The sequence below is a fragment of the Brevundimonas sp. Soil_N_31 genome (assembly GCF_057655995.1).
The window spans coordinates 1-22,970 of sequence record NZ_JBDGLE010000010.1 but is presented as its reverse complement, the minus strand read 5'-3'; the positions used below and the strand labels follow the sequence as shown (position 1 = coordinate 22,970).

20 protein-coding genes are annotated in these 22,970 nt (G+C 67.4%); 14 read left to right on the top strand and 6 right to left on the bottom strand.

Annotated elements, in window-relative coordinates:
* Window positions 1-440: 440 nt before the first annotated feature.
* From AC3A3G_RS14890 to AC3A3G_RS14880, 3 genes are read right to left on the bottom strand one after another with little or no spacing between them, the layout of a single operon-like run.
* The gene (locus tag AC3A3G_RS14890; protein WP_487488569.1) at window positions 441-3,698 is read right to left on the bottom strand and encodes an error-prone DNA polymerase; all 3,258 of its coding nucleotides are present in this window, start codon (window positions 3,696-3,698) and stop codon (window positions 441-443) included.
* Window positions 3,695-5,212, bottom strand: a complete 1,518-nt coding sequence (locus AC3A3G_RS14885; RefSeq protein ID WP_487488568.1) for a Y-family DNA polymerase — start codon at window positions 5,210-5,212, stop codon at window positions 3,695-3,697. The genes AC3A3G_RS14890 and AC3A3G_RS14885 overlap by 4 nt, the downstream gene beginning before the upstream one ends.
* The gene (locus AC3A3G_RS14880; RefSeq protein WP_487488567.1) at window positions 5,127-5,885 is read right to left on the bottom strand and encodes an ImuA family protein; all 759 of its coding nucleotides are present in this window, start codon (window positions 5,883-5,885) and stop codon (window positions 5,127-5,129) included. Before AC3A3G_RS14880 ends, AC3A3G_RS14885 begins: the two co-directional genes overlap by 86 nt.
* 145 nt (window positions 5,886-6,030) lie before the next feature.
* Here AC3A3G_RS14880 and AC3A3G_RS14875 point away from each other — a divergent pair, with 145 nt between their 5' ends.
* The 3 genes from AC3A3G_RS14875 to AC3A3G_RS14865 all read left to right on the top strand — a co-directional run bounded on the left by AC3A3G_RS14875 (window position 6,031) and on the right by AC3A3G_RS14865 (window position 7,554).
* Entirely contained in the window at window positions 6,031-6,267 is a 237-nt protein-coding gene (locus AC3A3G_RS14875) for a DUF5961 family protein (protein ID WP_487488566.1), read from the top strand.
* Between the two features lie 100 nt (window positions 6,268-6,367).
* Entirely contained in the window at window positions 6,368-7,228 is an 861-nt protein-coding gene (gene ku / locus AC3A3G_RS14870; RefSeq protein ID WP_487488565.1) for a non-homologous end joining protein Ku, read from the top strand.
* 122 nt (window positions 7,229-7,350) lie between these two features.
* Window positions 7,351-7,554, top strand: a complete 204-nt coding sequence (locus tag AC3A3G_RS14865; protein ID WP_487488564.1) for a hypothetical protein — start codon at window positions 7,351-7,353, stop codon at window positions 7,552-7,554.
* Between the two features lie 12 nt (window positions 7,555-7,566).
* Here AC3A3G_RS14865 and AC3A3G_RS14860 read toward each other — a convergent pair whose 3' ends face one another.
* Both AC3A3G_RS14860 and AC3A3G_RS14855 read right to left on the bottom strand, forming a co-directional pair.
* Entirely contained in the window at window positions 7,567-7,791 is a 225-nt protein-coding gene (locus tag AC3A3G_RS14860) for a hypothetical protein (RefSeq protein WP_487488563.1), read from the bottom strand.
* A gap of 159 nt (window positions 7,792-7,950) precedes the next feature.
* Window positions 7,951-9,747: an ATP-binding protein gene (locus AC3A3G_RS14855; protein WP_487488562.1), complete on the bottom strand. Its 1,797-nt coding sequence runs from the start codon at window positions 9,745-9,747 to the stop codon at window positions 7,951-7,953.
* Between AC3A3G_RS14855 and AC3A3G_RS14850 the strand changes: the two genes are divergently transcribed.
* From AC3A3G_RS14850 to AC3A3G_RS14800, 11 genes are all read left to right on the top strand, one after another.
* Window positions 9,638-10,609 carry a JAB domain-containing protein gene (locus tag AC3A3G_RS14850; RefSeq protein WP_487488561.1) on the top strand — a complete coding sequence of 324 codons (972 nt, stop codon included), beginning with the start codon at window positions 9,638-9,640 and terminating at the stop codon, window positions 10,607-10,609. The two genes, AC3A3G_RS14855 and AC3A3G_RS14850, sit on opposite strands and share 110 nt — an antisense overlap.
* 7 nt (window positions 10,610-10,616) lie before the next feature.
* Complete coding sequence (locus AC3A3G_RS14845; protein ID WP_487488560.1) at window positions 10,617-11,567, top strand: DUF7146 domain-containing protein; 951 nt, start codon at window positions 10,617-10,619, stop codon at window positions 11,565-11,567.
* A 28-nt stretch (window positions 11,568-11,595) separates the two neighbouring features.
* Window positions 11,596-13,764 (top strand): ParB/RepB/Spo0J family partition protein, encoded by a 2,169-nt coding sequence (locus AC3A3G_RS14840; RefSeq protein WP_487488559.1) that lies wholly within the window; start codon window positions 11,596-11,598, stop codon window positions 13,762-13,764.
* A 123-nt stretch (window positions 13,765-13,887) separates the two neighbouring features.
* A complete protein-coding gene (locus AC3A3G_RS14835; protein ID WP_487488558.1) occupies window positions 13,888-14,298 on the top strand; it encodes a single-stranded DNA-binding protein in 411 nt (136 codons plus the stop codon).
* A gap of 30 nt (window positions 14,299-14,328) precedes the next feature.
* On the top strand, window positions 14,329-14,748 hold the full coding sequence (locus AC3A3G_RS14830; protein ID WP_487488557.1) for a single-stranded DNA-binding protein: 420 nt from the start codon (window positions 14,329-14,331) through the stop codon (window positions 14,746-14,748).
* A gap of 134 nt (window positions 14,749-14,882) precedes the next feature.
* Window positions 14,883-15,386: a GcrA family cell cycle regulator gene (locus tag AC3A3G_RS14825; protein WP_487488556.1), complete on the top strand. Its 504-nt coding sequence runs from the start codon at window positions 14,883-14,885 to the stop codon at window positions 15,384-15,386.
* A gap of 348 nt (window positions 15,387-15,734) precedes the next feature.
* Window positions 15,735-16,649, top strand: coding sequence for a DUF2493 domain-containing protein (locus AC3A3G_RS14820; RefSeq protein ID WP_487488555.1), 915 nt, complete (start codon window positions 15,735-15,737; stop codon window positions 16,647-16,649).
* Window positions 16,650-16,712: 63 nt separating this feature from the next.
* Window positions 16,713-16,889 (top strand): hypothetical protein, encoded by a 177-nt coding sequence (locus tag AC3A3G_RS14815; protein WP_487488554.1) that lies wholly within the window; start codon window positions 16,713-16,715, stop codon window positions 16,887-16,889.
* Between the two features lie 316 nt (window positions 16,890-17,205).
* Window positions 17,206-18,447: a DUF3363 domain-containing protein gene (locus AC3A3G_RS14810; RefSeq protein WP_487488553.1), complete on the top strand. Its 1,242-nt coding sequence runs from the start codon at window positions 17,206-17,208 to the stop codon at window positions 18,445-18,447.
* A gap of 287 nt (window positions 18,448-18,734) precedes the next feature.
* Window positions 18,735-19,277: a YfbU family protein gene (locus tag AC3A3G_RS14805; RefSeq protein ID WP_487488552.1), complete on the top strand. Its 543-nt coding sequence runs from the start codon at window positions 18,735-18,737 to the stop codon at window positions 19,275-19,277.
* 17 nt (window positions 19,278-19,294) lie between these two features.
* A complete protein-coding gene (locus AC3A3G_RS14800) occupies window positions 19,295-19,759 on the top strand; it encodes a hypothetical protein (RefSeq protein WP_487488551.1) in 465 nt (154 codons plus the stop codon).
* 12 nt (window positions 19,760-19,771) lie between these two features.
* Here the strand turns inward: AC3A3G_RS14800 and AC3A3G_RS14795 are convergent, their stop codons facing one another.
* The gene (locus AC3A3G_RS14795; RefSeq protein ID WP_487488550.1) at window positions 19,772-22,918 is read right to left on the bottom strand and encodes a hypothetical protein; all 3,147 of its coding nucleotides are present in this window, start codon (window positions 22,916-22,918) and stop codon (window positions 19,772-19,774) included.
* Window positions 22,919-22,970 lie beyond the last annotated feature (52 nt).

Below are 22,970 nucleotides of genomic sequence, written 5' to 3'. Positions count from 1 at the left end.
CGATCAAGGCCTCAGAGCAAGCGCCAAGCGATGCGACCCAGGGGGCCGGGAGATCAGTCCCTGCGACAGGCTCGTTGTCTCCGCCATTGGAAATTCAGGCTTGCGACGGCGGCGGCAACGAAGCTGCCGCGCGGTCCGGGAGAAGGAAAATCGGCCCTCTAGGCCTGCTTTTCCGCCTCTTCGCGGTAGCGCTGTGCGATTCTGTTGAATCGGTCGCGGTCGGCGGAGAAAGGCGAGAGCCGGGCCATCCTCTCAGCCTCCTGTTGAAGAGCGCGAAGGGCAGCCGGCGTGGCGATGTTACGGGGCATGCGTCATATACTCATGAACAGGGCGGGCGGTGGTTGATGATCCCTGTCACCGCAAAGCGGCGCGAGGCGCCGGGTGTTCCTGCCGAAGATCAACTTTTGCGCGTCGTGCCATTTGCGCCGCAAGGCTGTTTTTCAGCAGAAATCCCGGGACCTCACCTTGATCGTCTCCAGAGAGAAGTCGGGAATATAGATGTCGCGGGCCTGACCTGCCCGTGGACGCGCGCAGCGGGGATCGGGGCCGCTGGCTTTATGGGCCTCGTCGCCGCGGCCGTGGGGAAGAGGGAAGGCCTGGCCTCTCTCGCCTATAGAAGCCAGCAGGTCTGAGCCGTCATGGAGCCTGGTGGCGACGATGTGGACGACCTCGCCCTCGCGCTGGACCTTGCCGTCGACGACCAGCAGGCTTGAAGAGAGGACGACACGGCGCTGGGCCTCGTAGAGGCTGGGCCAGATGACGAGATTGGCGACCCCTGTCTCGTCCTCGATAGTGATGAACATCACCCCCTTGGCGCTGCCGGGCTTCTGTCGCACCAGGACCAGGCCGGCGATCCGTGTCAGGCGGCGATCGCGCATGGCCGTGCCCTCGGCGCAGGTCATGACGTGTCGCCGCTGAAGATCGCCCCGAATGAAGCTCAGGGGATGTTCGCGCAGCGTCAGGCCCAGGTGGCCGTAATCTTCCACCACTTCCCGACCGGGCGTCATCGGTTTCAGGTCAGGCGTGGCTTCGGGCACTTCCGCCTGGACCGATCCCTCCCGAGCGTCCGCGGCCGCGAAAAGGGGCAGAGGCGCTTCCCGAAGGGCCTTGATGGCCCAGAGCGCCTCGCGCCGTTCCAGCCCCAACGAAGGGCGGAAGGCGTCGGCCTCGGCCAGGCGGACCAGGCTGGCGGCGGGCGCGGCCGCGCGGCGCCAGAGATCGTCCACGGAGGCGAAGGGACGTTCCGACCGCGCCGCCGTGATGCGGGCCGCGTCGGCATTGGCGAGGCCTCGCACCATCCGCAGGCCCAGCCGCACGGCGAAACGACTGTCGCTGGTCTTTTCGAGGGTGCAGTCCCAGCGGCTGGCGTTGATACAGGCGGGGCGGATCTCGACGCCGTGTTCCCGGGCGTCGCGGACGATCTGCGCCGGGGCGTAGAAGCCCATGGGCTGGGCGTTCAGGAGGGCGGCGCAGAAGACGTCCGGGTGATGACGCTTGAGCCAGGACGAGGCATAGGCGATCAGGGCGAAGGAGGCGGCGTGGCTTTCAGGAAAGCCGTAGGAGCCGAAGCCCTCAAGCTGGCTGAAGGTCTTTTCCGCGAACTCGGCCGCATAGCCGCGCTCGACCATGCCCCCCACCAACTTGTCCTTGAAGTGGCTGACCCCGCCCGTGAACTTGAACGTGGCCATGGCGCGGCGGAGCTGGTCGGCCTCGGAGGCGGTGAAGCCGGCGCATTCAATGGCGACCCTCATGGCCTGCTCCTGGAAGAGGGGGACGCCGAGGGTCTTGCCCAGCACCTTCTCCAGCTCGGGCCGGGGATAGTCCACCGCCTCGCGGCCTTCGCGACGCCGCAGATACGGATGGACCATGTCGCCCTGGATGGGACCGGGCCGGACGATGGCCACCTGGATGACCAGATCATAGAAGGTGCGCGGCTTGATCCGAGGCAGCATGGCCATCTGGGCGCGGCTTTCGATCTGGAAGACGCCCAGGGTGTCGGCCTTTCGGATCATGGCGTAGGTCAGGGGGTCCTCAGCCGGAATAGTCGCAAGGTCGAGGGCGACGCCCTTATGTTCGGCCAGGAGATCGAAGCCGCGTTTCATGCAGCTCAGCATGCCGAGGGCCAGGACGTCGACCTTCATGAACTTCAGGGCGTCGATGTCGTCCTTGTCCCATTCGATGACCTGGCGATCCTTCATCGCCGCCGGCTCGATGGGAACCAGGTCGTCCAGGCGGTCGTGGGTCAGGACGAAGCCGCCGGGGTGCTGGCTAAGGTGTCGCGGGAAGCCGATCAACTGACGCGACAGATCAAGGGCCAGCCGCAGACGGCGATCGGCGAGGTTGAGGTTGAGCGCTTCGACGTGCCGGTCCTCGACGCCCTCGCTGGAATAGCTCCAGACCTGGGACGACAGGCCCTTGATGATGTCTTCGGACAGTCCCAGGGCCTTTCCCACGTCGCGAAGCGCGCCCCGCGACCGGTAGCGGATGACGGTAGAGCACAGGGCGGCGTGGCGACGCCCGTAGGTCTCGAATATCCACTGGATGACGACCTCGCGACGCTCATGCTCGAAATCGACGTCGATGTCCGGAGGTTCCTTGCGCTCCTGGCTGATGAAGCGTTCGAACAGGAGGTCGTTGCGTTCAGGGTCGATAGAGGTGACGCCCAGCACATAGCAGACCGCTGAATTGGCGGCAGAGCCCCGGCCCTGGCAAAGAATGTCCTGGCTGCGGGCGAAACGAACAATGGAGTGGACCGTCAGGAAGTAGGGGGCGTATTCGAGCGTCGCAATCAGGCGCAGCTCATGCTCCAGGCTCTTCCGGACCTTTTCGGGCAGGCCCTCCGGATAGCGGGTCTTCGCGCCCTCCCAGGTGAGGTGCTCTAGCGCCTGCTGGGGCGTCATTCCGGGGAGGCCGGCCTCTTCAGGGTACTGGTAGGCAAGCTCGTCGAGCGAGAAGCGGCACCGGTCGGCGATCTCCAGGGTTCGGGCCAAAGCTTCGGGCCAGGCCCGGAACAGGCGGTGCATCTCGACGGCCTGCTTCAGATGCCGGTCGGCGGAACGCTCGCGGCGAAAGCCGACGCTGTCGATGGTGCAACCTTCCCGGATGCAGGTGAGGACATCCTGCAGGATGCGGCGGTCCGGATGGTGGTAGAGGACGTCGTTGACGACCACGGTCGCGACGCCGGTTTCAGCCGCCAGGCATGACAGCTCATGAAGGCGCATCTGGTCTCGCGGACGTCGACGCAGGGCGAGGGCGACGTGGGCGTTCCGGCCGAAGACCGCCTTCATCCGCTCGAGCCGACGGCGGGCCGCGGCGTCCGGCCGGTCGGGCGCCAGTATGGCCACCAGGCCTTCGGCATGACCGGCGAGATCCTCCCAGTCCAGCAAGCAGCGGCCCTTGCCGCCTCTCTGCTTGCCAAGGGTCAGCAGGCGGGTCAGGCGCGAATAGGCGGTCCGATCGGTCGGATAGACGAGGACCACGGCGCCGTCGGTCAGCTCCAGACTGCAGCCGACGATCAGGCGCACCCCCGCGGCCTTGGCCGCTTCATGGGCGCGAACGATCCCGGCCAGGCTGTTGCGATCAGTCACCGCCAGGGCGTCGAGACCGCAGGCGGCCGCCTCGGCGAACAACTCCTCGCAAGCGCTGGCCCCCCTCAGAAAAGAGAAGTGGGAGGCGCACTGGAGCTCGGCGTACCTCATCCGAACCGCCCGTGGATGAACCAGGCCTGGGAGCCGGTCCGGGCGTCGAGGCCGTCGCCCGCCCGGAACAGCCAGAAGCGTTCACCGGCCTCGTCCTCGACCTGGAAATAGTCCCGGACAGCCCACATCTCGGCGTCGCGCCGGCCCCACTCGCCGTAGATCCGCTCCGGCCCGTCGGCCCGCCGAATGCGTCGCCGCACGCCGCGCCACGTAAAATGGGTCGGGGGATTGTCGGGCAGGAGCGCCATGGTCTGGACCGGCTCGGGCGAAGGAAAGAGACGCACCGGCCGCGGCCAGTCCGGAGCCCAGGCGGCCAGGGAGGGGCCCGCGAGCGGGGCCGTCTTGCGGACGGATCGTTCCGGGACGTCGCTCTCTGCAGGCGCCATGCGGTAAAGGCTGCGGGCGCCGATGCGATTGGCCAGCAGATCGACCAGGCCCGAGACGTCAGGTGCCGCCTCATCCGCCAGGCTGGAGGGGCTTGGCCGCCAGTCCAGGGGTTCGGCGATCGAGGCCGTCAGCGTCATCCGCTCAATGCCGAAGCCGGGCGAAACGGTCTCGATCTTGTCCTGCAGCAGTCGGATCAGGCGTCGACGGTCCCGCACAGGCCGGGCCGTACCGACGCGGACGGCCTCAATGCGATGATCGACACGATGACAGAGCCAGTCGAGGCGGCGTACGCCCAGGCCCTGTCGTTCCAGCTGCGCGCAAAGCGCGTCTGTCAGGAGACCGACGTAGCGCGCCAAGGTCTCGGGCGCGCCTATGGGGTCGGCGAAGACCTGCTCCACCCGGGGCTGTTCGGTCTCGATGACGGGAATGATCGGTTCGAAGGTCCGACCAAAGGCCTGGTCCAGGCGCTTGCCGGCCTCGGGCCCGAAGCGGAGCGTCAGGGGGCCGCGGGGCTGGCGTTCCAGATCCAGGATGGTCTCGAAGCCCATGCGGCCCAAGGACTGGATGAGGTCCGGCGAAAGGCGCAGGGCGGCGAGGGGCAGGTTGGACAGAGACTGGCCGATCTCGCCCTCGGCGATGACGGCGGGGCCGCCATGACGTGCGGCGGCATGGGCCGCGCCATAGGTGGGAGCGACGACCGCCCTGGCGCGGACGCCGGCTTCCTCCAGGCGCGTTTCCATGTCGGCCAGGAGTTTCTCCTCTCCACCCCGGAGATGGGCGGCGCCCGTGACGTCGATGGCGAGACCGTCGGGCGCATCCGCCGCGCAGACCGGGGCGTAGCGGCGCAGCGCCCACAGGGCGAGCCGCTCAAGCGCCGCTGCGTCTTCTGCGGGAGCGGCGTCAAAGGGCTCCAGGCCGGGGACAAGGGCATGGGCCTGGGCCGAGGCCATGCCGGGGCGCAGGCCCAGGGCCCGGGCGGCTGGATTGCAGGCCGTAAGGATCCGTCGACGGCGATCCCGCCCGACAAGAACGGTCGGCGTCTCAGGCGGCGGTGCGGCGGACCCCAGCCGCCGGCGCAGCCGATCGATCGGCCAGTTCGGGAGGTAGAGCGAGACGACCCTTTTCATCACAGGCTTCCAGAGAGAAATCGGCGCAGTCGCCGGAGCGACAGCGGAGGAGTTCGACGAACCATCGCGGGCGGCCGACGCCAGGCGCGGGGAGGGGCGAGGAGGGCTGGGCGGTCACCCGCCATCGGGTGACCGCCGCTGTTGGTTGACCGAAGTCGGCGGCTTCGCTCGCGCGCCGCCAGCGCCGGACGGCGATGGCGGTGACCCCCGAGCTTTCGGCGGCGAGCTGGAGGCGGCGCGAGGCGGTCATGGAGAGGCGAGCGGTCTCGGCGACAACGGCGGCCAGGCCGCCGTGTCGCAGGCCTTCCTCGAAACAGGCCATCAGGCTCTTCTCGTCGCCGGCCTCCAGATAGAGGACCCGGTCCGGGGCGAGCCCGACCTGCTGCAGGGCCGGGGCGAAGAGATCAGGTCGGGTCAGGCACCAGAGCACCTGGCCCGGCAGGCGGGCGGCTATGCCGGCGGCGAAGAGGGCGGCGATCGCGCCGTCCACCGCTCCGTCGCCGCCGCCGGCCACCTCGTGCAAGGCGCCGAGAGCCAGCCCGCCCTGGGGCAGGGCGGCGTCGACGATAGGGACGCCGAAGGGCAGGACGCCGGCGCGGGACCGACCGGGTGTCTCCAGGCTTTCAATGCGGGCGCGCAAGGCGGCCAGCTCGGCGACAGGCCGGACGTGCATGACGGCCTCCTTTCCGAGGTCTATAATGTTCCTGTTATGTTCTGGTTCTCATTCCGGGACGGAGTCAATCAGGAGAAAGGCTTATCCCCGGACGAATCATGGAATCCTTTTGTCGCCTGCCGCATTCACTTGAGGAGGAGAGCCCATGGTCGAAGCTGCACAGCATCGCTATTTCGCCTATGCCGAGGGCGTGGGACGGGCCCACGGACATGTCATAGAGGCGCCGAGTTTCGAGGCCGCCGCCGTCGGCTACACGGAAATCTATGCGCCGCCCGTGGACGCCGACGACGAGATCCGGGTCTTTGTGGCGGAGATGGAGGGCGGTCAGGAACACTGCTTCGTCATCGACCTCGGCGACGGTCAGGCCGAACCCTGCGGCTGACGCCGGCCGGTCTGCGACCCTGAAATCGGGACGGAGCGAATTCCGGGGGACGGTGTTGAATCCGAGGTGGCGAGCCTGATGTTCGCCAGGAGTTCGGATCATGGCCTTTCGCCCCACATGGCAGGGACACCTGCGTCTGTCTCTCGTGACCTGTCCGGTCTCCCTCTATACGGCCAGCAATTCGGGAGGGGAGGTTCATTTCAACCTCATCAATCCGGAGACCAATAACCGTATCCGCATGGTGACGACGGATCCCGACACCGGGCCCGTGGAGCGGTCGTCTCTGGTCAAGGGCTATGCCGTCGCCAAGGACGAGTATATCCTGCTCACCGACGAGGAGATCAAGTCGGTCAAGCTCGAGAGCACCAAGACGATCGACATCGAGCGGTTCGTCCCCGCCGACGAGATTGATCGGCTCTACTGGGACAACCCCTATTATCTCGCTCCCGCCGGGGCGATCGCCGAAGAAGCCTTCGGCGTGATCCGCGAGGCCATGCGGTCGGAAGGCAAGATCGCCCTGGGCCGGGTGGTGCTTTCGACACGCGAGCGCCTTCTGGCTCTGGAGCCTCGCGACCAAGGCATTCTGGCCTATTCCCTGCGCACCCGTGGGGAGGTGCGCGACACTCGGGACGTCTTTGGAGCGATATCGGACAAGCCGCCCGATCCCGCCATGATCGACATCGCCCGGCGCATCATCGAGCAGCAGGCCGGACCCTTTGATCCTGACCAGTTCGTTGATCGCTACGAGGAGGCGCTCAAGGCCCTGATCGCGGCCAAGCAGAAGGGCCAGAAGCCGGTTCGCTCGGCCGAGCCCGAAGACACCAATGTCGTGGACCTCATGGCCGCCCTTCGCGCCAGTCTCCAGGGGGCCGCTCCGCGGACCAAGGGACGTGGACGCACGCCCAAGTCGCCCGCGCCGGCCAAGGCGTCTCGAGCCTCGCCGCGCCGTCGCGCCAGTTGAGGGACGATCACCCCCATCCCGTTACGCCGGACGGGCGGTATTTCGTCGTGCGGGGGCGACTGTGGCGATGTTCCAACCCGTCTCTCGCCCCAGAGGCGCGCCAGCGTCTCGTAGATGACCTGATGCGCGCCCGCAGGGCGGTGCGGGACGCCGTGCGGGCAGGGGATGAACAGGCCCTTTCGCTCGCTCGCAAAGAGGTGGAGGCGGCCAAGGTCTCACTCGGCGAAAGGGGGCCGCCGTGGTGGAGCGACGGCGCGCCTGACGTCAATCGTCGCCTGGCGCGCAATACCGGCTATGCGGCCTGGTTCGCCGGCCAGGAAGAATGAGGGGGCGCGGCTTCAGGCCGCCTCGGCCCATGGCGTCGGGTCTTGCGGGAGGGCCAGTGCGTCCTGGGGGAAGCCCAGGGCAGGATTGCTCAGCACCTGGATGAAGCGTTCACCCTGATAGAGGCAGATGGTGTCGAAGCCGATCCATTCGTCCGCGACAGCGGCCAGCGCCTGTATGGCCGAGGCGTCGTCGCGCACGTCCAGCACCCTGATTTCGCGCGCGGGAACGCCGGGCATGTTAACAATGCAAAAGTATGAATTCACGCCGCTTACCTCGATTTGGCGCATCAAACGATCCGGCCGACTCGGGGTTCCGCTAAATCGCATGCCGGGCGCCCTCGCGGTGCGTTCGGTCGGACGGCCGGCGGTAAAGCGGCTGCTCCCACTTCGCCGCGACTAGGCCTGGGCGGCGTCCGCTGACCGGGTCGAAGGCGCGGATTGTTCGGCCGCCCGGGTCAGCGCCGCGTACAGGCGATCCGGCTGTATGGGCTTACCGACGAAGTCATCCATCCCCGCAGCCGCATATTCTACCTGCTGGTGCTGCAGGGCGTTGGCCGTGAGAGCGATGATGGGCGTTCGCCGGCGGCCGCGGAAAGCTTCCTCCGAACGGATGGCGCGGGTCGCGGCGAGGCCGTCCATCACAGGCATCTGCACGTCCATCAGGATGATGTCCCAGTCCTGCCCGCGCCAGGCCTCGACCGCTTCCTGGCCGTTCTCCACGAACCGACAGTGCACGCCGCTCGGCTCGAGCAGGAGTTCGAGAACCTTGCGATTGGTGGGGTGATCTTCGGCGGCAAGAACCCATAGCGGCGCGCCGTCGCCGTCGCCGACGGCCGGCGCAGCCGGCTTGAGGGTCGGGGTCTCGGCGAAATCGGTCTGACCGGTCTTCAGCGGCAGGAGAACGACGAACTCCATGCCGCCGCCCGGCCTGCGTCGGGCCTGGACCTCGCCCTTCATCAGGGAGGTGAGATCCGCGCACAGGGCGAGGCCGAGTCCCGTGCCGCCACGGCGACGGGTGGAGGATTCGTCGAGCTGGACGAATTTCTGGAAGAGACGATCCATCTGGGCGGGATCTATGCCCGGGCCCGTGTCGACGACGGCGAGCCGAAGCCCCGCGAAGGCTGCCGATCCGCTGGAGCCGCCTGCGGGGGCCGCGCTTACGACCAGGCCTCCCGTACTCGTGAACTTGACCGCGTTCGAGACCAGATTGGAAAGGATCTGACGAATGCGCGCCTCGTCGCCGATCCAGGTCCGGGCCAGGCCGGGTGCGATCTCGAGGCCGATCGTCAATCCCTTGGCGGCGGCCGCTGGTTCGAAGAGGCGGGTGACGCCCTCGAGCATCGGGCGGAGAGCGAAGGGACGGGCGTCGATCGTCAGCTTGCCGGCCTCGATCTTGGAGAGGTCCAGCATGTCGTTGAGCAGGACGCGGAGGGCTTCGCCGGAATCGACCAGCAGGAGACTTTGCTCCTTTTCACGAGGGGGCAGGTCGGCATGGGACAGGGCGCGCGCCATGCCGATCACCCCATTGAGGGGCGTCCGGATCTCGTGGCTCATATTGGCGATGAAATCACTCTTGGCGCGGCTGGCCGCTTCGGCCAGACGACGCGCGGCGACGGCCGTCGCCTCGGCTGTCCGGCGCTGGGCGAGGGCGGCGGACAGGCCGCGTACAGCCGCGACCGTAGCCGCCGCCAGCAGCAGGCCGGCGACCAGAAGCTGCAGGGCAGGCAGGAGCTGGTCGTACCGGATGCGCATGAAGACGGGCAGGGCCGCAAGCGCGCACAGATGAGGACCCAGCGTCACTGCCGTGATCGTCCGGGAACCGGCGGTCACCATGAGGCCGTTGATCAGGGCGCCGGACAGCAAAAGAGCGGCGCAGACCAGGCCCTGGGTCTCCAGGGTCATGGCCTGGCGCAGGGCGAAGACGGCGAAGAGGAGGTTGCTGGAGAGGACCAGGCTGACGCCGATCGGAGCGAGCCGGCGCCTCAGCCGCGGCGAAGCGGTCCAGACCGCTGTCACGAACCTTTCCCCTGCCTGGACCAGGACATAGGCGACGGTCCAGATCAGGGCGAAGCGCAGACCGACCATGGGCCAGAAGGCCAGGGCTATAAGCAGGCTGAAGCCTATGCGCGTGCGCCATTGCCCGGCTCGCTGCCTGAGCGCCTCCCCGATCCGCCGCCTCTTCTTGGGGGTCATGACCGTTTCTCCCTTTTGCGCGATCCTGAGACCGCCTTCGTCAACAAAGCCTCAAGGCCCCGGAGGGTCCGGGGAATGTGAGTCTGCCTCGGTCCAGCGGCGATCGGGAGGAGGAGGAAGGGAGCCAGGGGGCGTTCCAAACCGGAGCGGCGACGAGGACCCTCAGATGAGCATCAAGCCCCATGCCGGCGACGCGCCGGGAAACGCCCTGCCCGTGACCACGCGAAACGCCCGGCGATCACGAAGCGCCCGGCCGGACCATCCCGATCTTGAAATCCTGGCAGGATTTCTGGAAACGAGGCTGGGCGCCAAGCGCGCCCGTCTCGTCGGTGGACGGCTGCTTGCGCGAACTGGCTCCCTCGCCGGGGTGGCGGCGACAACAGGCCCGATCCTGCGCGCTCAGGGACTTTCCGACGCGGCGGTCTCCGACATCGCCAGAGCGAGATCTCTGGCTTCGGCCATGGCGCGCGATCTGGCCTGCCGGGGTCCCGTCCTGTCTTCCTGGAGCGCGCTCGTGGACTATCTCCGGGTCGCCCTGGCCCATCTTCCCCGGGAAGAGTTCCGGGTCCTCTATCTCGACAAACGCAATGTCCTGATGCGCGAGGAGCATCGGGCGCCGGGCACGACCGACCACGCGCCCGTTTACGTCAAAGAGGTCTTGAGAACGGCGCTCGAAATGTCCGCCTCGGCCATGATCCTGGTTCATAATCATCCTTCCGGCGATCCGACGCCGTCGCGGGCGGATATCGAGATGACCCGGAGGATTCTCGAGGCCGCACGCATCTTCGACATCGAGGTCCACGACCATGTGGTCGTCGGCCGGGAAGGGACGAAGAGCTTTCGCGCCCTCGGCCTGATGTGAGGACGTCATGATCCTCGCCACGGGGCTCCATGACATCGTCGCCGCCCTTGGCGGCGACCTTCACCACGGTGGACGAACCGCCAGCGTGCCGGCGCCGGGTCACAGCAGGGCGGACCGGTCAGTCTCCCTCTTGCTGGACCAGGATCGAGTCGTGATCCACGGTTTTGGTTCGACGGGCTGGCGCGAGGTTCGAGCCCATCTCGTCGGTCTGGGCCTGATCGACGCCGCTGGGCGCCTGACCGGCGCAACGACTGGCGAAGTCGGGCGGGCGTCGGTCATGCCCGTACGACCGCCGCCTCGCAGGCGGATGGCTGTCGCCCAGAGGGTCTGGGGCGAGGCCTTGCCGCTCGCGGAAGGCGATCTCTGCCTTCGCTACTTCAGACACCGCGGGCTCCGTCTCCGATCCATGCCCGAGGATCTGCGCCGCCACCCCGCCGCGCCGGTGTCGGTGTTTCGGCCTGACAGCCCGACTTGTCCGGCCATGATTGCGGCGATCCGCGCCCCGGACGATGAAATGCGCGCTGTGGAGATCGCCTATCTGGATCCGGACGGCCGGGCGGCGCGCCGGATTCGACTTCCGCGCAAGACGGTCGGATCGGCGCCGGGCGGGGTGGCGGTTCGTCTCTCGCCGCTGGAGGCCGAAATGGTCGTCGGCGAGGGGGTTGTGACGACGCTCTCGGCCATGGCGCGCTTCGATCTCCCCGGCTGGGCCCTGCTGTCCGCCGGCAACCTGGCGCGTTGGTCGCCCCCCTTGGGCGTACGCCGCGTCTTGATCGCGGGGGATCGCGGCCGGGCGGGCGAGGGGGCGGCGGCGGCGCTTTGCACGCGTTTGCGGAGCGAGGGCGTAGCGGCCTCCATCCGTCTGCCGCCTGCCCCTTTCGGGGACTGGAACGAGGCCGAGGCCGCTGTTCGGGAGAAGGAGGAAGGGCGGAGCGGGGCGCCGGCAAGGCGGGGATAGGCCTCGCCGAACCGGCGGGAGAAGACCCATGACCCGTTTCGCTTCACAGGCCGCCGCTGCGGGGGCTCCGGCTTCGACGCCTTCACCCTCAGGGCCTGCCGCGTCGCCACGCCGCCAGGCTGTCGTCCGTCTCGGCGACCTCGACATCGCCCCCGAAAACCTCCGCTATGGCGAGGCGCCGGACGACGACATTCCGCAGCTGGCCGACACCATCACCGCCGCCGGCCTGCTGCAGCTTCCGACGGTACGGCCGGGCCGGGGCGAGGAGGCCGCCTTCATGGTCCTGGACGGGCGTCGTCGGTTGCTGGCGCTCCGGCTGCTGCGTGACGGCGGTTTCATCGACGACGACCATTCGGTGGAGGTCTTCGTCGAGACGGACCGGAAGCGCCAGGCTGCGGCGGTCGTCCTGACCAACACCGCCGCCCCGGTCCACGTCGCCGACGTCATCGCCGCCATTGGCCGGATGCTGAAGGAAAGACTGGGCGTAAAGGTCATCGCCCGCGCCTTGGGCTATGGCGAGGTCGAGATCCGCCGTCTGGCGGCCCTCTCGAAGCTTCCCGCCGTCGCCCTGGAGGCGCTGAAGGCCGGCAAGATCACCCTGCGCCAGGCCAGGTTGCTGGCGCGCCTGAAGGACAAGGCCCAGCAGGTGGAAATGGCTCAAGGCGTCCTCGACGGACAGGGTCTGGCGGAGTGGCGCATCCAGGAACAGCTGGGCGAGGGCCGGATCACGGACCGGGATCCCCGCTGCGGCCTGGTCACGCCTGCGCTTTACGCGGCAGAGGGCGGGCGGACGGAGGCTGACCTGTTCGGGGAGATGCCGCCGGTCCTGCTGGACCCCGAGGCCCTGACGCGGGCCTGGCTCAAACGCGCGGCGGAGATTGCGGCGCCATTTGAGGCAGAGGGCCTGACCGTACGCCTCCGTCCCGGCGACGACGGGATGGAGCTGCCTGAGGACCTGGAGCAGCTGTACTACGCCTATGGCGCCCTGTCCGAGGAAGCGACCCTTGTTTATCGTGAGGCTCGCGACCGCACCCAGGCGGCGGCTGAGGCCGTGGCGGCGATTGAACCGGTAGCGCCCGATGCGGTCCGTGCGGGAGGCCTGGAAACCTTTGTACGGGCGCGGATCGTCCAGGATCAGGCCGGCGCCGGGCAACGGCTGGCCACCGTGCTGGTCCTGCGTCCGTCGCTGCGGACCGGCGTCGAGGTCGATTGCTACGGGCCGGTCGAGGCCGAGGTCGATCCTGTCAGGTCGACGGATCACGAGGCCGGGGAGACTGGCGTAGAGACGATGGAGGCTCCGGGACGACCGGTGGCTCGCAGCGCTTATGCGCCGCCTCGTGCGCAGGCCCCGGCGCCCGAGGTCGACGGGGTCAGTCATGTCCTGCACGCGACCCGCACGGACATGGCGACGCGCGGTCTGATCCGCGCCCTGGCGGACGCGCCGGAGGTCGCGCTCACGGCCCTGATCGCCCGGCTGTTCGGGGCCGTGGCGATCTGGCCGTCGATCGGACGGACTGAGGCGGCCCTCGCCGTCACAGCCTCGATGTTCAGCCCGACGGGGGGGCGCATCATCGAGGCCCTGGACGGCGCGGTGCGCGAACGTCTCGATGAGCGGCGTCGCGCCTGGGAGGCGTCGGGCCTGACGATCATCGCCTGGGTCCACGCCATGGAGCTGGGCGACAGGCTGGGCCTGCTGGCGGAACTGACGGCCGTCAGCCTCGACCTGCGAGAGGACCGAATCAGCCTCGTGCGGAAGGCGGCGAGGACCGAGGCCGCCGAGATCGCCGACCTCTGCGATGCGGACATTGCCCGTTGGTGGACGCCGGATGGAGCCTATCTGCGTCCACATTCCCGCGAGCAGTTGCTGACCATGCTGGAGCGGATGGGGGGCGAGACCGAGGCCCCGGCCCGCCTGAGGAAGGGCGACCTCGTCGCCTGGACCGAGGACCAGGCGAAGGCGCGGACCTGGGCGCCGGCCTGCCTGTCATGGAGGCTGGCGCTGGAGGACGCGGACGACGTCCGCGATGCGGACGAAGCGCCTGACGAGGGCGGCGCCGACGCTGACGATCCGGAGACTGGCGGCGAAGCTGATGACCGAGAGGGGACATGGGGCGTCGGCGTCTTCGTGGTGACGCCGGCCGGGGAGGCGGCCCTGGTTGACGGCGCCCAGAGTGCGGCGGCGACCGACGCGGCCTGACCGGAAAGCCGGTTTCGTCGGGGCGCGCCCGGCGGAACCGGTTCCGGAGGGAGGAAGGGCTCAGGAGGGCGAGGCGGAACGGGGGAGAAGGTCTTCCCGGCCTCGGATCACAAGGAGACTGACATGCAGTCCATGGTGTTCACCGGCCGGTTGGCGGCCGATCCCCAGATCAGCGCCGACTTCGCCAAGGCGGTGTTCCGATTGCTAGAGAAACGCGGCGTGGACGCCGGCGGCAAGGACAGAATCGTCGGCGTCAACTGCGTCAGCTGGGCGAAGGGCCTCAACGAGAAGGTCATCGCCCGAGGCCTGGCCAGGGGTTGCGAGGCCCTGGTCGTGGGGGCCTTCGTCGACACGAGCTATACGGCGAGGGACGGGACCGAACGCGCCGCCAAGGAGCTGGTGGTGAACCGGCTGAACGTCCTCGATTGGTCGGGCGACCGGGCCGCGGAACCCGAAGCGGAAGGTTCGGCGGACAAGGCTGACGAAACCGCTGAGACGGCCCGCACTCGCAAGCGGGGCCGCGCGGCGGCCTGAATCCTCACCCTCATATCAAGGAGACTGACCATGCAGACCCTCGTCATCGAAGGCTATCTGGCCGCCGACCCGTCCATCCTCTCCGCCCAGGGGTCGGGCCGCAAACGCGCGAGCTTCCGCGTCCTGGAGACGACCCGCTATCGGCGCGCCGACGGCGAACAGGGGGAGCGGACGACCGGCTTCAACTGCGTCTGCTTCAATGAGGCGACGACGGAAAACTACATCGCTCCCTATGCCCGCAAGGGCAGCCGGGTTGTCCTTCAGGGCCATGTCGAGAATGACAGCTGGACCGGCAAGGACGGTGTCGAACACTACGACCTGCGGGTGGTGGTCGACGACATGCGGTTGAAGAACCGGCGCGACGCCCGCTCGAACCGAGAGCCGGCCGCCGGTGACGCCGGCCTGGATGCGGCGTCCGGCTATGATCTGAACGACGACATCCCCTTCTGACCGCAACCTGATCGGAGGGTGGGCGGCAGGGCCCGGCGCAGACGCGCCGGGCCATTGTCATCGCCGGTCCTTGAAAGCGGGAGGAAGGGCGGTCGGGGGCGAGCCGATTGGGCTCGCTGACGATGAGCATCCCCATGACCTCCTCCATCTGGACCGAGGATCGCATTCTCCGCCTGACCGCTCTGTGGCTGGAGGGCCGGAGCGCCGCCGCCATCGCGCGCGAGCTCGGCCGTGGCGTGTCGCGCTGCGCCGTGCTCGGCAAGGTCCATCGCCTGGGTCTGGCCCGTGGACCCGAGGTCAGGCGCGCGCGAACGGCGGCGCCGCCCCGGCCGAAGCCGCCTCGGGAGGCGGTCGACGCTTCGCCGCCCGCTGCGAGGTCGCCTGCGGCCGTGCAGGTCCGATCGACGGTGGGGACGCCGGCGGCCTTGGGGGCTGCGCCGCCCACGCCGACGGCCACCATCCTGTCCGTAGGGGCCGGCCAGTGCCGCTGGCCCTACGGCTCTTCCGGCGAGGCGGGTTTCGGTCTGTGCGGGCGTCCGGTGACGCGCGGCGCCTTTTGCGCGCCTCATGCCGCCGTGGGCTACCAGAAGCGGCCCTGTTCGGCCGAGAGCCTGATGAGAATGGTCGGCGTCGATTGACGTCTGATGCGCCCAGGGCGACCGCAGCCGAGATGGAGGCGACGCCGGCGCGGCCGTCGTCGCAGTGCAGGGCGGCCGCATGTCTTCCGTCGCTATCGGCGCGACGGCGTGAATGGGGTCCTCGCCCCGAGGGGGCGAGGACATGCCCCCACACAACGACTTCCCATCCTGACACGTCACCCCGGCCGTCAACGGCTTCGCCGTTTCCCTTCGCGGCCCGCAAGGGCGGACCGCTGCGGTGACCGCCGGGGACCCCGACGTGGCCAGGAATGGGGTCGTTGCGCATGGGGCGCTTCGGCCTTTCAGAACGGGAACGATACGATGCACACTTCGAACACCGGCTCGGCCATGGCCGTCACCGCGACATCAGACTCCGCCTTCGACCTTGGCGCAGCGTTCGGCGATCAACGCCCGCAGGCCTCCGAGGAAGCCCTGGTCCAGCTTGGGCGAGCGCTCATGACCGAACTTTTGGACGTGATCGCGGACACGGCGCTGGAGGACTTCCAGACGCTCCTCGGCGAAGCTCTGATCGGGGCCTTTCATTCGGCGGCCGGGCGGATCGAACGGGAGGCTGATCGGGCGCGCGATGTGATGCGCCGGCTCGACCGCGACTTCGATGGATCGGAGGCGGCGGACGTAGAGCTGCAGGAAGCGACCGCCAAGGCCCGGGCGGGCGATGCGGCGGCGCTGGCGGCGGAGCGGATACGGGACGCGGCCTCGGACGCCTGGACGGTTTCCACCGGCGAGGTTTGGACGGCCTGGAAGGGCAGCCGCAGGGGGAGCTTCCTGACGGCGGCGCAACTGGAGGCCAAGCAAGCCATCCGGGCGGTTCGCGAGCGGAGGGCGGGCGACGCACGCCACCGGGGCGCCGTGGTGGCCTTCCGGGGCGCGCCGTCGGCGGATGGCGCGGAGGACGCGGCGCGCATCTTTGACGCCCTCAACTGGGCCTTGGCGGAATGGCCGGACATGGCGCTCGCGACGACCGGCGCGAAAGGCGCGGAGAAGCTCGCCATCCGATGGGCTCAGCAGAAGGGGGTGACGCTCATCCTCGCACGGGCGGATTTCGACGCTCACGGCAAGGCGGCGCCCTTCAGGGCCAACGACGAGTTAATCGCGCTCGAGCCGGAAGTCTGCCTCACCCTGGCCCGTTCGGTCGGTCGGGCGCGGGAGGATCAACGTCCGTTCGGACCGGCGCTGAATCTCGGGCAGAAGGCGATGGAGTCCGGGCTGCGACACGTCGCCGTCAAGGCGCGAGCCGCCTGACAATCTGCATCCCGACAACGCCTCGCTCGGTATCACCGGACGAGTCATTCCATGGAGAGGGTGATGACCTCCGACATTTCCGACCACGACGAGCCGGACCCCATCGAATGGGAAGCCGAGCAGAACGAGATGGCGATCCGCCTCTCAGCCGCCGATCTCTGGGACGACTATTGCATCCGCAGACTGGATCCCTGCGATCCGGCCTACTGGGACGACGAACCCGACCGTCCGGCAGACTGAATGAACGACCCGCTCGGCTTCGGCCGGGCGGGTTTTTCTTTGTCATGCGGCGGCGGCATTTGGCCAAGCGAAAAGCGGTTGAGCGCTCCCGCCTTTGGCAGCGGAGACCGTGATCGCATTTGATCGGGTGTCCGAAGCTTTGCTGAGGATGTCTGGAAATCTGCGAAAAGAGGCCCAGGGCAAGATAAAAGGCGGTATTGGCGCGGCCTTCTTTTCGCTATTCTTTCGGTGGGTTAGCCGATGAAGGTCGGGCTCTGGATGACTTGCGGAGAGTTGTCGGGCTCGGACGGCTCGGCGGCCTTATCGGGAGGCGCTCATGCTCGTCCGCGAGGCGATCGAGAACCGGCTGGCGATGAATGCAGGACCAGACCGCGAGGGCGTCGAGGTCCGGCTCCCCCTGTCCCTGAAGACCGATCGGGCGCCGGTACGCACAGGCCTGTTCCAGAGGCTGGCGGCGTCGCGTCAGTTCGCCTTAGGAGATCGTTCGGGCGTGCTCAGGGCGGCAGAGGGACGGTCGGGCCGGACCTTCCGTATGGATGTCCGCCAGCGTGTGATCGTGAAAGCCCTGGTGTCGCGACATGTCGGAAAACCCGTGGCGCGGGCCGGGGCGCTGGCGGCGCATATCGCCTATCTCGGCCGGTCGGGGGCGGGCGTCGAGGGGGCGCGTCCGGACTTCTTCGACCGGGCGGACGACGGGGTTGAGGCGGCCCTGGAAACGCGCGGATGGAGCGCTGACCGCCATCATTTCCGCTTCATCATCTCGCCCGAGCACGGCGATCGGATCGCTGATCTGAGGGGCTATGTGCGGGAGGTGATGGCGCGGGTGTCAGCCGATCGGGGCGAGCCAAGTCTGCGCTGGGTCGCGACCTGCCATTACGACACCGACCAACCGCACGCCCATGTCCTGGTGAGAGGGCGGCGTGGGGATGGACGGGACCTGGTCATTCCTCGCCACTACATGGGCTACGGCTTTCGAGCCCGTGCCCAGGAGGTCGCACAGGAAAGGCTGGGGGATCTGTCGCGTGTCGACGCCGAGCGGCGGGTCTGGAAGGAGACCCAGGCGGATCGTTTCACCGGATTGGACAGGCGACTGCTGGCGGCGGCGGATGCAGACGGCATGGTCGATGACGGGGAGGGAGGGACCGGCGCTTGGGCGGCGTTGAGCCGGGGGAGGCTACGGCATCTTGAGAGGCTGGGGCTCGCCATGCGCGCAGGCCGTCGATACCGGCTCGATCCAGAGATGGAGATGAAGCTGCGAACCCTACAAATGCGGCGGGACATCATCAGGATGATGAACCAACGCCGGCTGGAGGGCGCGCGCGAGGTGCGGCTGTTGGGGCGCGAGAAGGTGGCTGGGGTGGTGGTGAAGACGGGGTTTCACGATGAGGCGGGGGCGGCGGCCTTTGTCGTGGTGCGCGATGCCCTGGGCGTGGAGCATTATGGGCGGCTGAAGGTGGGCGGGCCGGCGTTGGCGGTTGGGGATGCGGTGGGGCTGTCGCCTTTGGGGCAGGGGATGGCGGTGGCGGTTGCCGTGAAAGGGCAGCATCACGAATTGTGAAGGTGGGGCGATAGGCTGCTTGTGACTCATTGTGGACCTTGGAAGAGTCCGCTTGGAGGTGGCTCGAATGCTTGCGATTACTCGCGCGTGGTGTCCGACATGGACAAGGAGCCAGTTCGGCTGGACGTAGTTGCGTCACCGAATGCGCCGCGTGTGGGGCCCAGTCCTGGATTTTCAGGCGGTTGTTTACGTGTTTGGCAGCACGGCCCAAATGGCCCAATAGAGGCGGGCCGATGAATCTTGGCGCCGCGAACGGCCTTTCGCCTCCCCAAACTGGACGGATGTAGATGTCTGAAGAACTTAAGCTATCGAAGTTGGACCGCATCTTGATGGTCAATCAGCTTCGTATCCTCGAGGCCTTGTACCCAGACGAAGCATCTCAAATTAGCGTCCAACGCGAGGCGTTGGAGCGGGGATATGAGATGCTCTACACGCTGGACTTCGAGTACATCTACGACGGCGACGATAAGATGACTTCCGAGGAGTCCCGCGAGGTATGGGACACTTTGGACATGTTCGACGCCATCGGACGGGCCATGCCAGCAGACTTGGACGTGTCCAGCTATCCGGTGACGAAGTTCGCAGGATATGACGGAAACAACGAGACGAAGTTTCTTTCTTTCGCTCAATTCACCGTCGAGAGGTTGAATCGTTTCCAGTACGTACCGATGCAGAAGCCGGGGCATTGGAACTCCCACATGCCGGTCAGGCCGGTCTACCGCCGAATGCTCGACGTCTGGAAGAGACAGCCGAGCCCGGAACGGTTCACCCTATCAAAAGAGCGGCTGGTTGAAGTTCTCACTGCAGCGACCCATCAGGAGAACCGCTAGCTATGGATGGAGTTGGGTTGGGCGGGCTGGTCCTGTCCGCGATCGGTGTCGGGCTATCGATCTGGGCCCTCGCGAAGGCAGAAAGCGCCAAACAAGCCGTAAGCAGAGTCATCCAGAAGAGCGGCGACCAGACCGCACGGGATGACGCGCGACGGCTACTGGCAGTGATTAGCGACGCTCGAGAAGCTGCGATGGCGCACCGCCGAGATGCTCCACTGTTGGCGTCAGCCGGTCGGGTCAAGGATAATGACGTGCTAGCAGTTCAGAAGGCTCAGGACGCATTGGCAACTTTGAATGTGACCGAAAATCGGCTCGTCATAACGACGCTCCGCCGAGCAGGAACGGAACTCGACAAGGCGTTGCAGGAAATCAATGCCGACGGCGCGCGTGACGGCTGGGCCGATGCGCTTGCTGTCCTCCAAGGCGTCACTTCTCAAGTGGATTCGCTACAGCGAGGCCTCGGAACGCAAGCGCTGAAGTAGTCCGTGGTCCGCTCAGCGACCCTTGATCGCTTTGAACCGTTGCCGGAAGTCACGTCCCTCTCGCGGTACTAATGCCTGGACAGCGGCGCGTGCCGCATTGCTCGCGCGCAGGGGTGCCCAAACGCGGCCGCTCGCATCAAGTACGAACACATACGACCGGTGTGTGAACACGCCGCTGCTTCCCGCTCGCGGCGATCCTCGCTTGTGATAGCGCTGTAGCTTGACCAAGCCGACAAGGGTCAGCCCCGTCTTGCCGAGCAGACCCAGCAAGCGAGATCGCTCGACGCTGATCCGTTCGCCGTATTTCTCCCAGGCGTACTCACCGCGGCCGCCTGTGGCGCCCCAGGACTCCGCGGTAAAGGCCCGCCCGGCTGCGTCCGACCAGCTGCGACCGACCGGGTCATCTTGGCGCAGCGTCAGGAGCTTGCGCACCCACCCGGCCGGGGACGGCCGATTGAGAGCCGTTTTGGCGGCATAGGGATCGTGGTGGTCAAACTGACGTTCGGCGTGCTGGACCGTGTCGATCCACGCGCGCATCGAATGGCCATGGCGTCCGAAGTCTCTGGGAATTTCTTCGTCGTCGCGCGGGAGCCACCGGAAGAACGGCTCATCCGTCAGGGCCGTCATCAGAGCGGCTCGCGCGTCCTCGCGCCCGCCGAGCACGGTGCTGAGGCTTAGGCTCGTTTCGTCGGTCAATGACCAGCGGCCCATCACCGGCATCCATGGCGCGCCCAGCATTCCGCCGGCGATTCCGACCAAGGGCGCCAGCAAGGCGTGATCTTCCCGTTCGTTCACCCTGGCGTCCGCCTCCGGCATGGGAAGGTCCTCGCCCTTAGGAAGATCAAGCGGAAATGGATCTGTCGCTTCCGACAGCCAAAGACCGTCGGAACGCGAAAGGCGATACTCCGCGAGGAAGTGCTTCCAGCTGTCGCCGCCCCAGTCGCGGCCCGTGACGGGACGCGAGGCCGCCATCTCGCCCGCCACGAGCATGAGCGCATGCCAGCCCAAGTATCCGCCGTAGTTGTCCACTACCGGGACCGAGCCGGACGACCACGACCGATCCTCGCGATCACTTCCTCGCGGACAGTCGTACATTCCGGGGACAATCTCATCCCAACGCCGAACCCAGCGGGTGATGGCGTCCTCGATCTCCCACCCGCCGCAGCCGAATACATGGCAGAGCCGCTCGGTCTGGTATTTGTTGAAATCATAATCCAGGTGGAAGGCGTCGGGTGGACGCTCGGCGTCCTCCGGCCTGGGCGCATAGCGCCCGGTCGTGAAGCCCTCCTTGGGTCGAGGCGGAAGCGCCGGCTTGTTGACGGTCTTCAGTTTCGCCAGAAGGGTCTTTCGATCGCGAGCGCCCAGCCTTGGGGCGATGGCGCTCAGGGCGTCCGCGGCGAACGCGCGCAAGACGACGTGTGGAAATTCTTCCGAAAACGCGATGCGCTCGAACAGGGCAGAATGGTGCCGGAGCTGGTCGGGCCAGTCCTTGGCCGCCCGAGCCAGGGCGATGAGCAGCCAGAGCCGCGCGTGCAGCGGATATGACGGCAGTTTCGCATCCCCGAAGGGCATGACGGTCCGCGTCTCGTAGCGGTCGACCAAGCGCCCGATCACATCGAACCGCCCTGCTTCTGCCAGTCGGCGCACGGCATGGGCGGCCCGCCAGCGCATCGCCGCATGACCGTGACCGAGCCGGGACCAGATCAGCCCGGCGGCGACGTCAACCGGGTCGTCGCTGACCACGAAACGATCATCCCATGCACCGTCGCCTACCTCAGCGGGGAGGGGATCGCCGCTGAGCGACAGAAATCGCTCGAGCCCTTCGCCCAACGCAGAGGAGCCGGAGTGTGGTGCCAGTTTGGCGGCGAGCGCGAGCCAGGAATCGCCCGCCACTTCGCTCGCAACACCGGCCAGTGCCGTGACTACCCTTTCGACCGCAGCGGGCCGATCGACGTCAAAACAGGTGTGAAGGGTGCGCCAGCTCGACCATGCGGCGGAGTCGGAGCTGACCAGTTCTGACGCGTGCTTTTCGGCCAGGACCAAAGCGAGGCGCGGGAGATCATCCTTCAGCGCGAGGGAGGTCGCGCTCCACTGCGGGAGGTGGTCCTCGAGCGCATGCAATTTGTCACTCAGGTTGGCCGCGCTGGCGCCCGCCACCGCGTTTACGAAGGCCAGCCGCACCGCCGGTTTGCGTGCGGCCCCGGCCAGGTCTGAAAGCGTGCGTTGGGGCCAGCGGCGTCCGGAGGGGCCGATGTCTTCCTGCAAAATGGCCCGGTCGATGGCCTCGGGATCGCCAAGGGCCGTCTCGCTCAGCTCCGGACTCGACCCGTTCGGGGCGGTCTTTTCGAATGACGGAGTCTCTCCGGGCGCTCTACGGGCGACAAGGGCGGCGATGCGGATCCGCGAAGGCGAGTTCGCGGGCAAATGGGTCTCGGCCAAGGCGAGCAGTTCTTTTGCCGTGTCACGCGACGGGGCAAGTTGGTCATCGCGGTCGATCTCGACAACGATGAGGCCAAAGAGCCACTCGCGCCGCTCCGGCGCCAAGCCTGGCAGAACGGCCTTGACGAAGTCGGATGTTCGCCACGTCCAGCTCTCGCCGGGGGCCGCCAGTCCGAACAGGGATGCGGCCACATCGGATGGGATCCTGTTGTAGCGAAGGAGGACGGTGAGCGCCGGACCAAGGGAGAGTCCGAGGTCGGCCTTTTCGCGGTCATCCAGTCGGGCCGTCATGGCCAGGATGTCGAGACCGGCCACCGGGACCATGGTCTGTGCGTATTCGACCCATGGGAATTTGGAGTCCTCGTTTTGATTGAGTTCCAAAATCCGCGCGAGATCGTGCCCTGCCCGAGGCGACAGCCGTGGACCGGCATAGTGGCTGGCCAGTTCCAGTAGATGATTGGTCCGATCGAAATCGTCCGAACCGATTGCATCGGCGAGATCGAGCGTGCGGCGGAAATAGGCCGCGGACTCGTGGATCGAGACGCGCCAGACGGCGCGGGCAAGGGCCCCATAGGACGACACCCGACTGCCGATGTCGGTGTCGAGGAGAATCTGCTTTTCCGCATGGGCGGCGAGGACCAGCGCCGCGTCATGGCACGCCGGTTCGCGCGACAGGCGGGTGATCACCGCCAGGATGTTCGGCGTCAGCGCCTTTGGCACAGATCTGGGGTTGCGGATAATGGAGGGATTGGGTCTCGTCGCAGTGACGTAA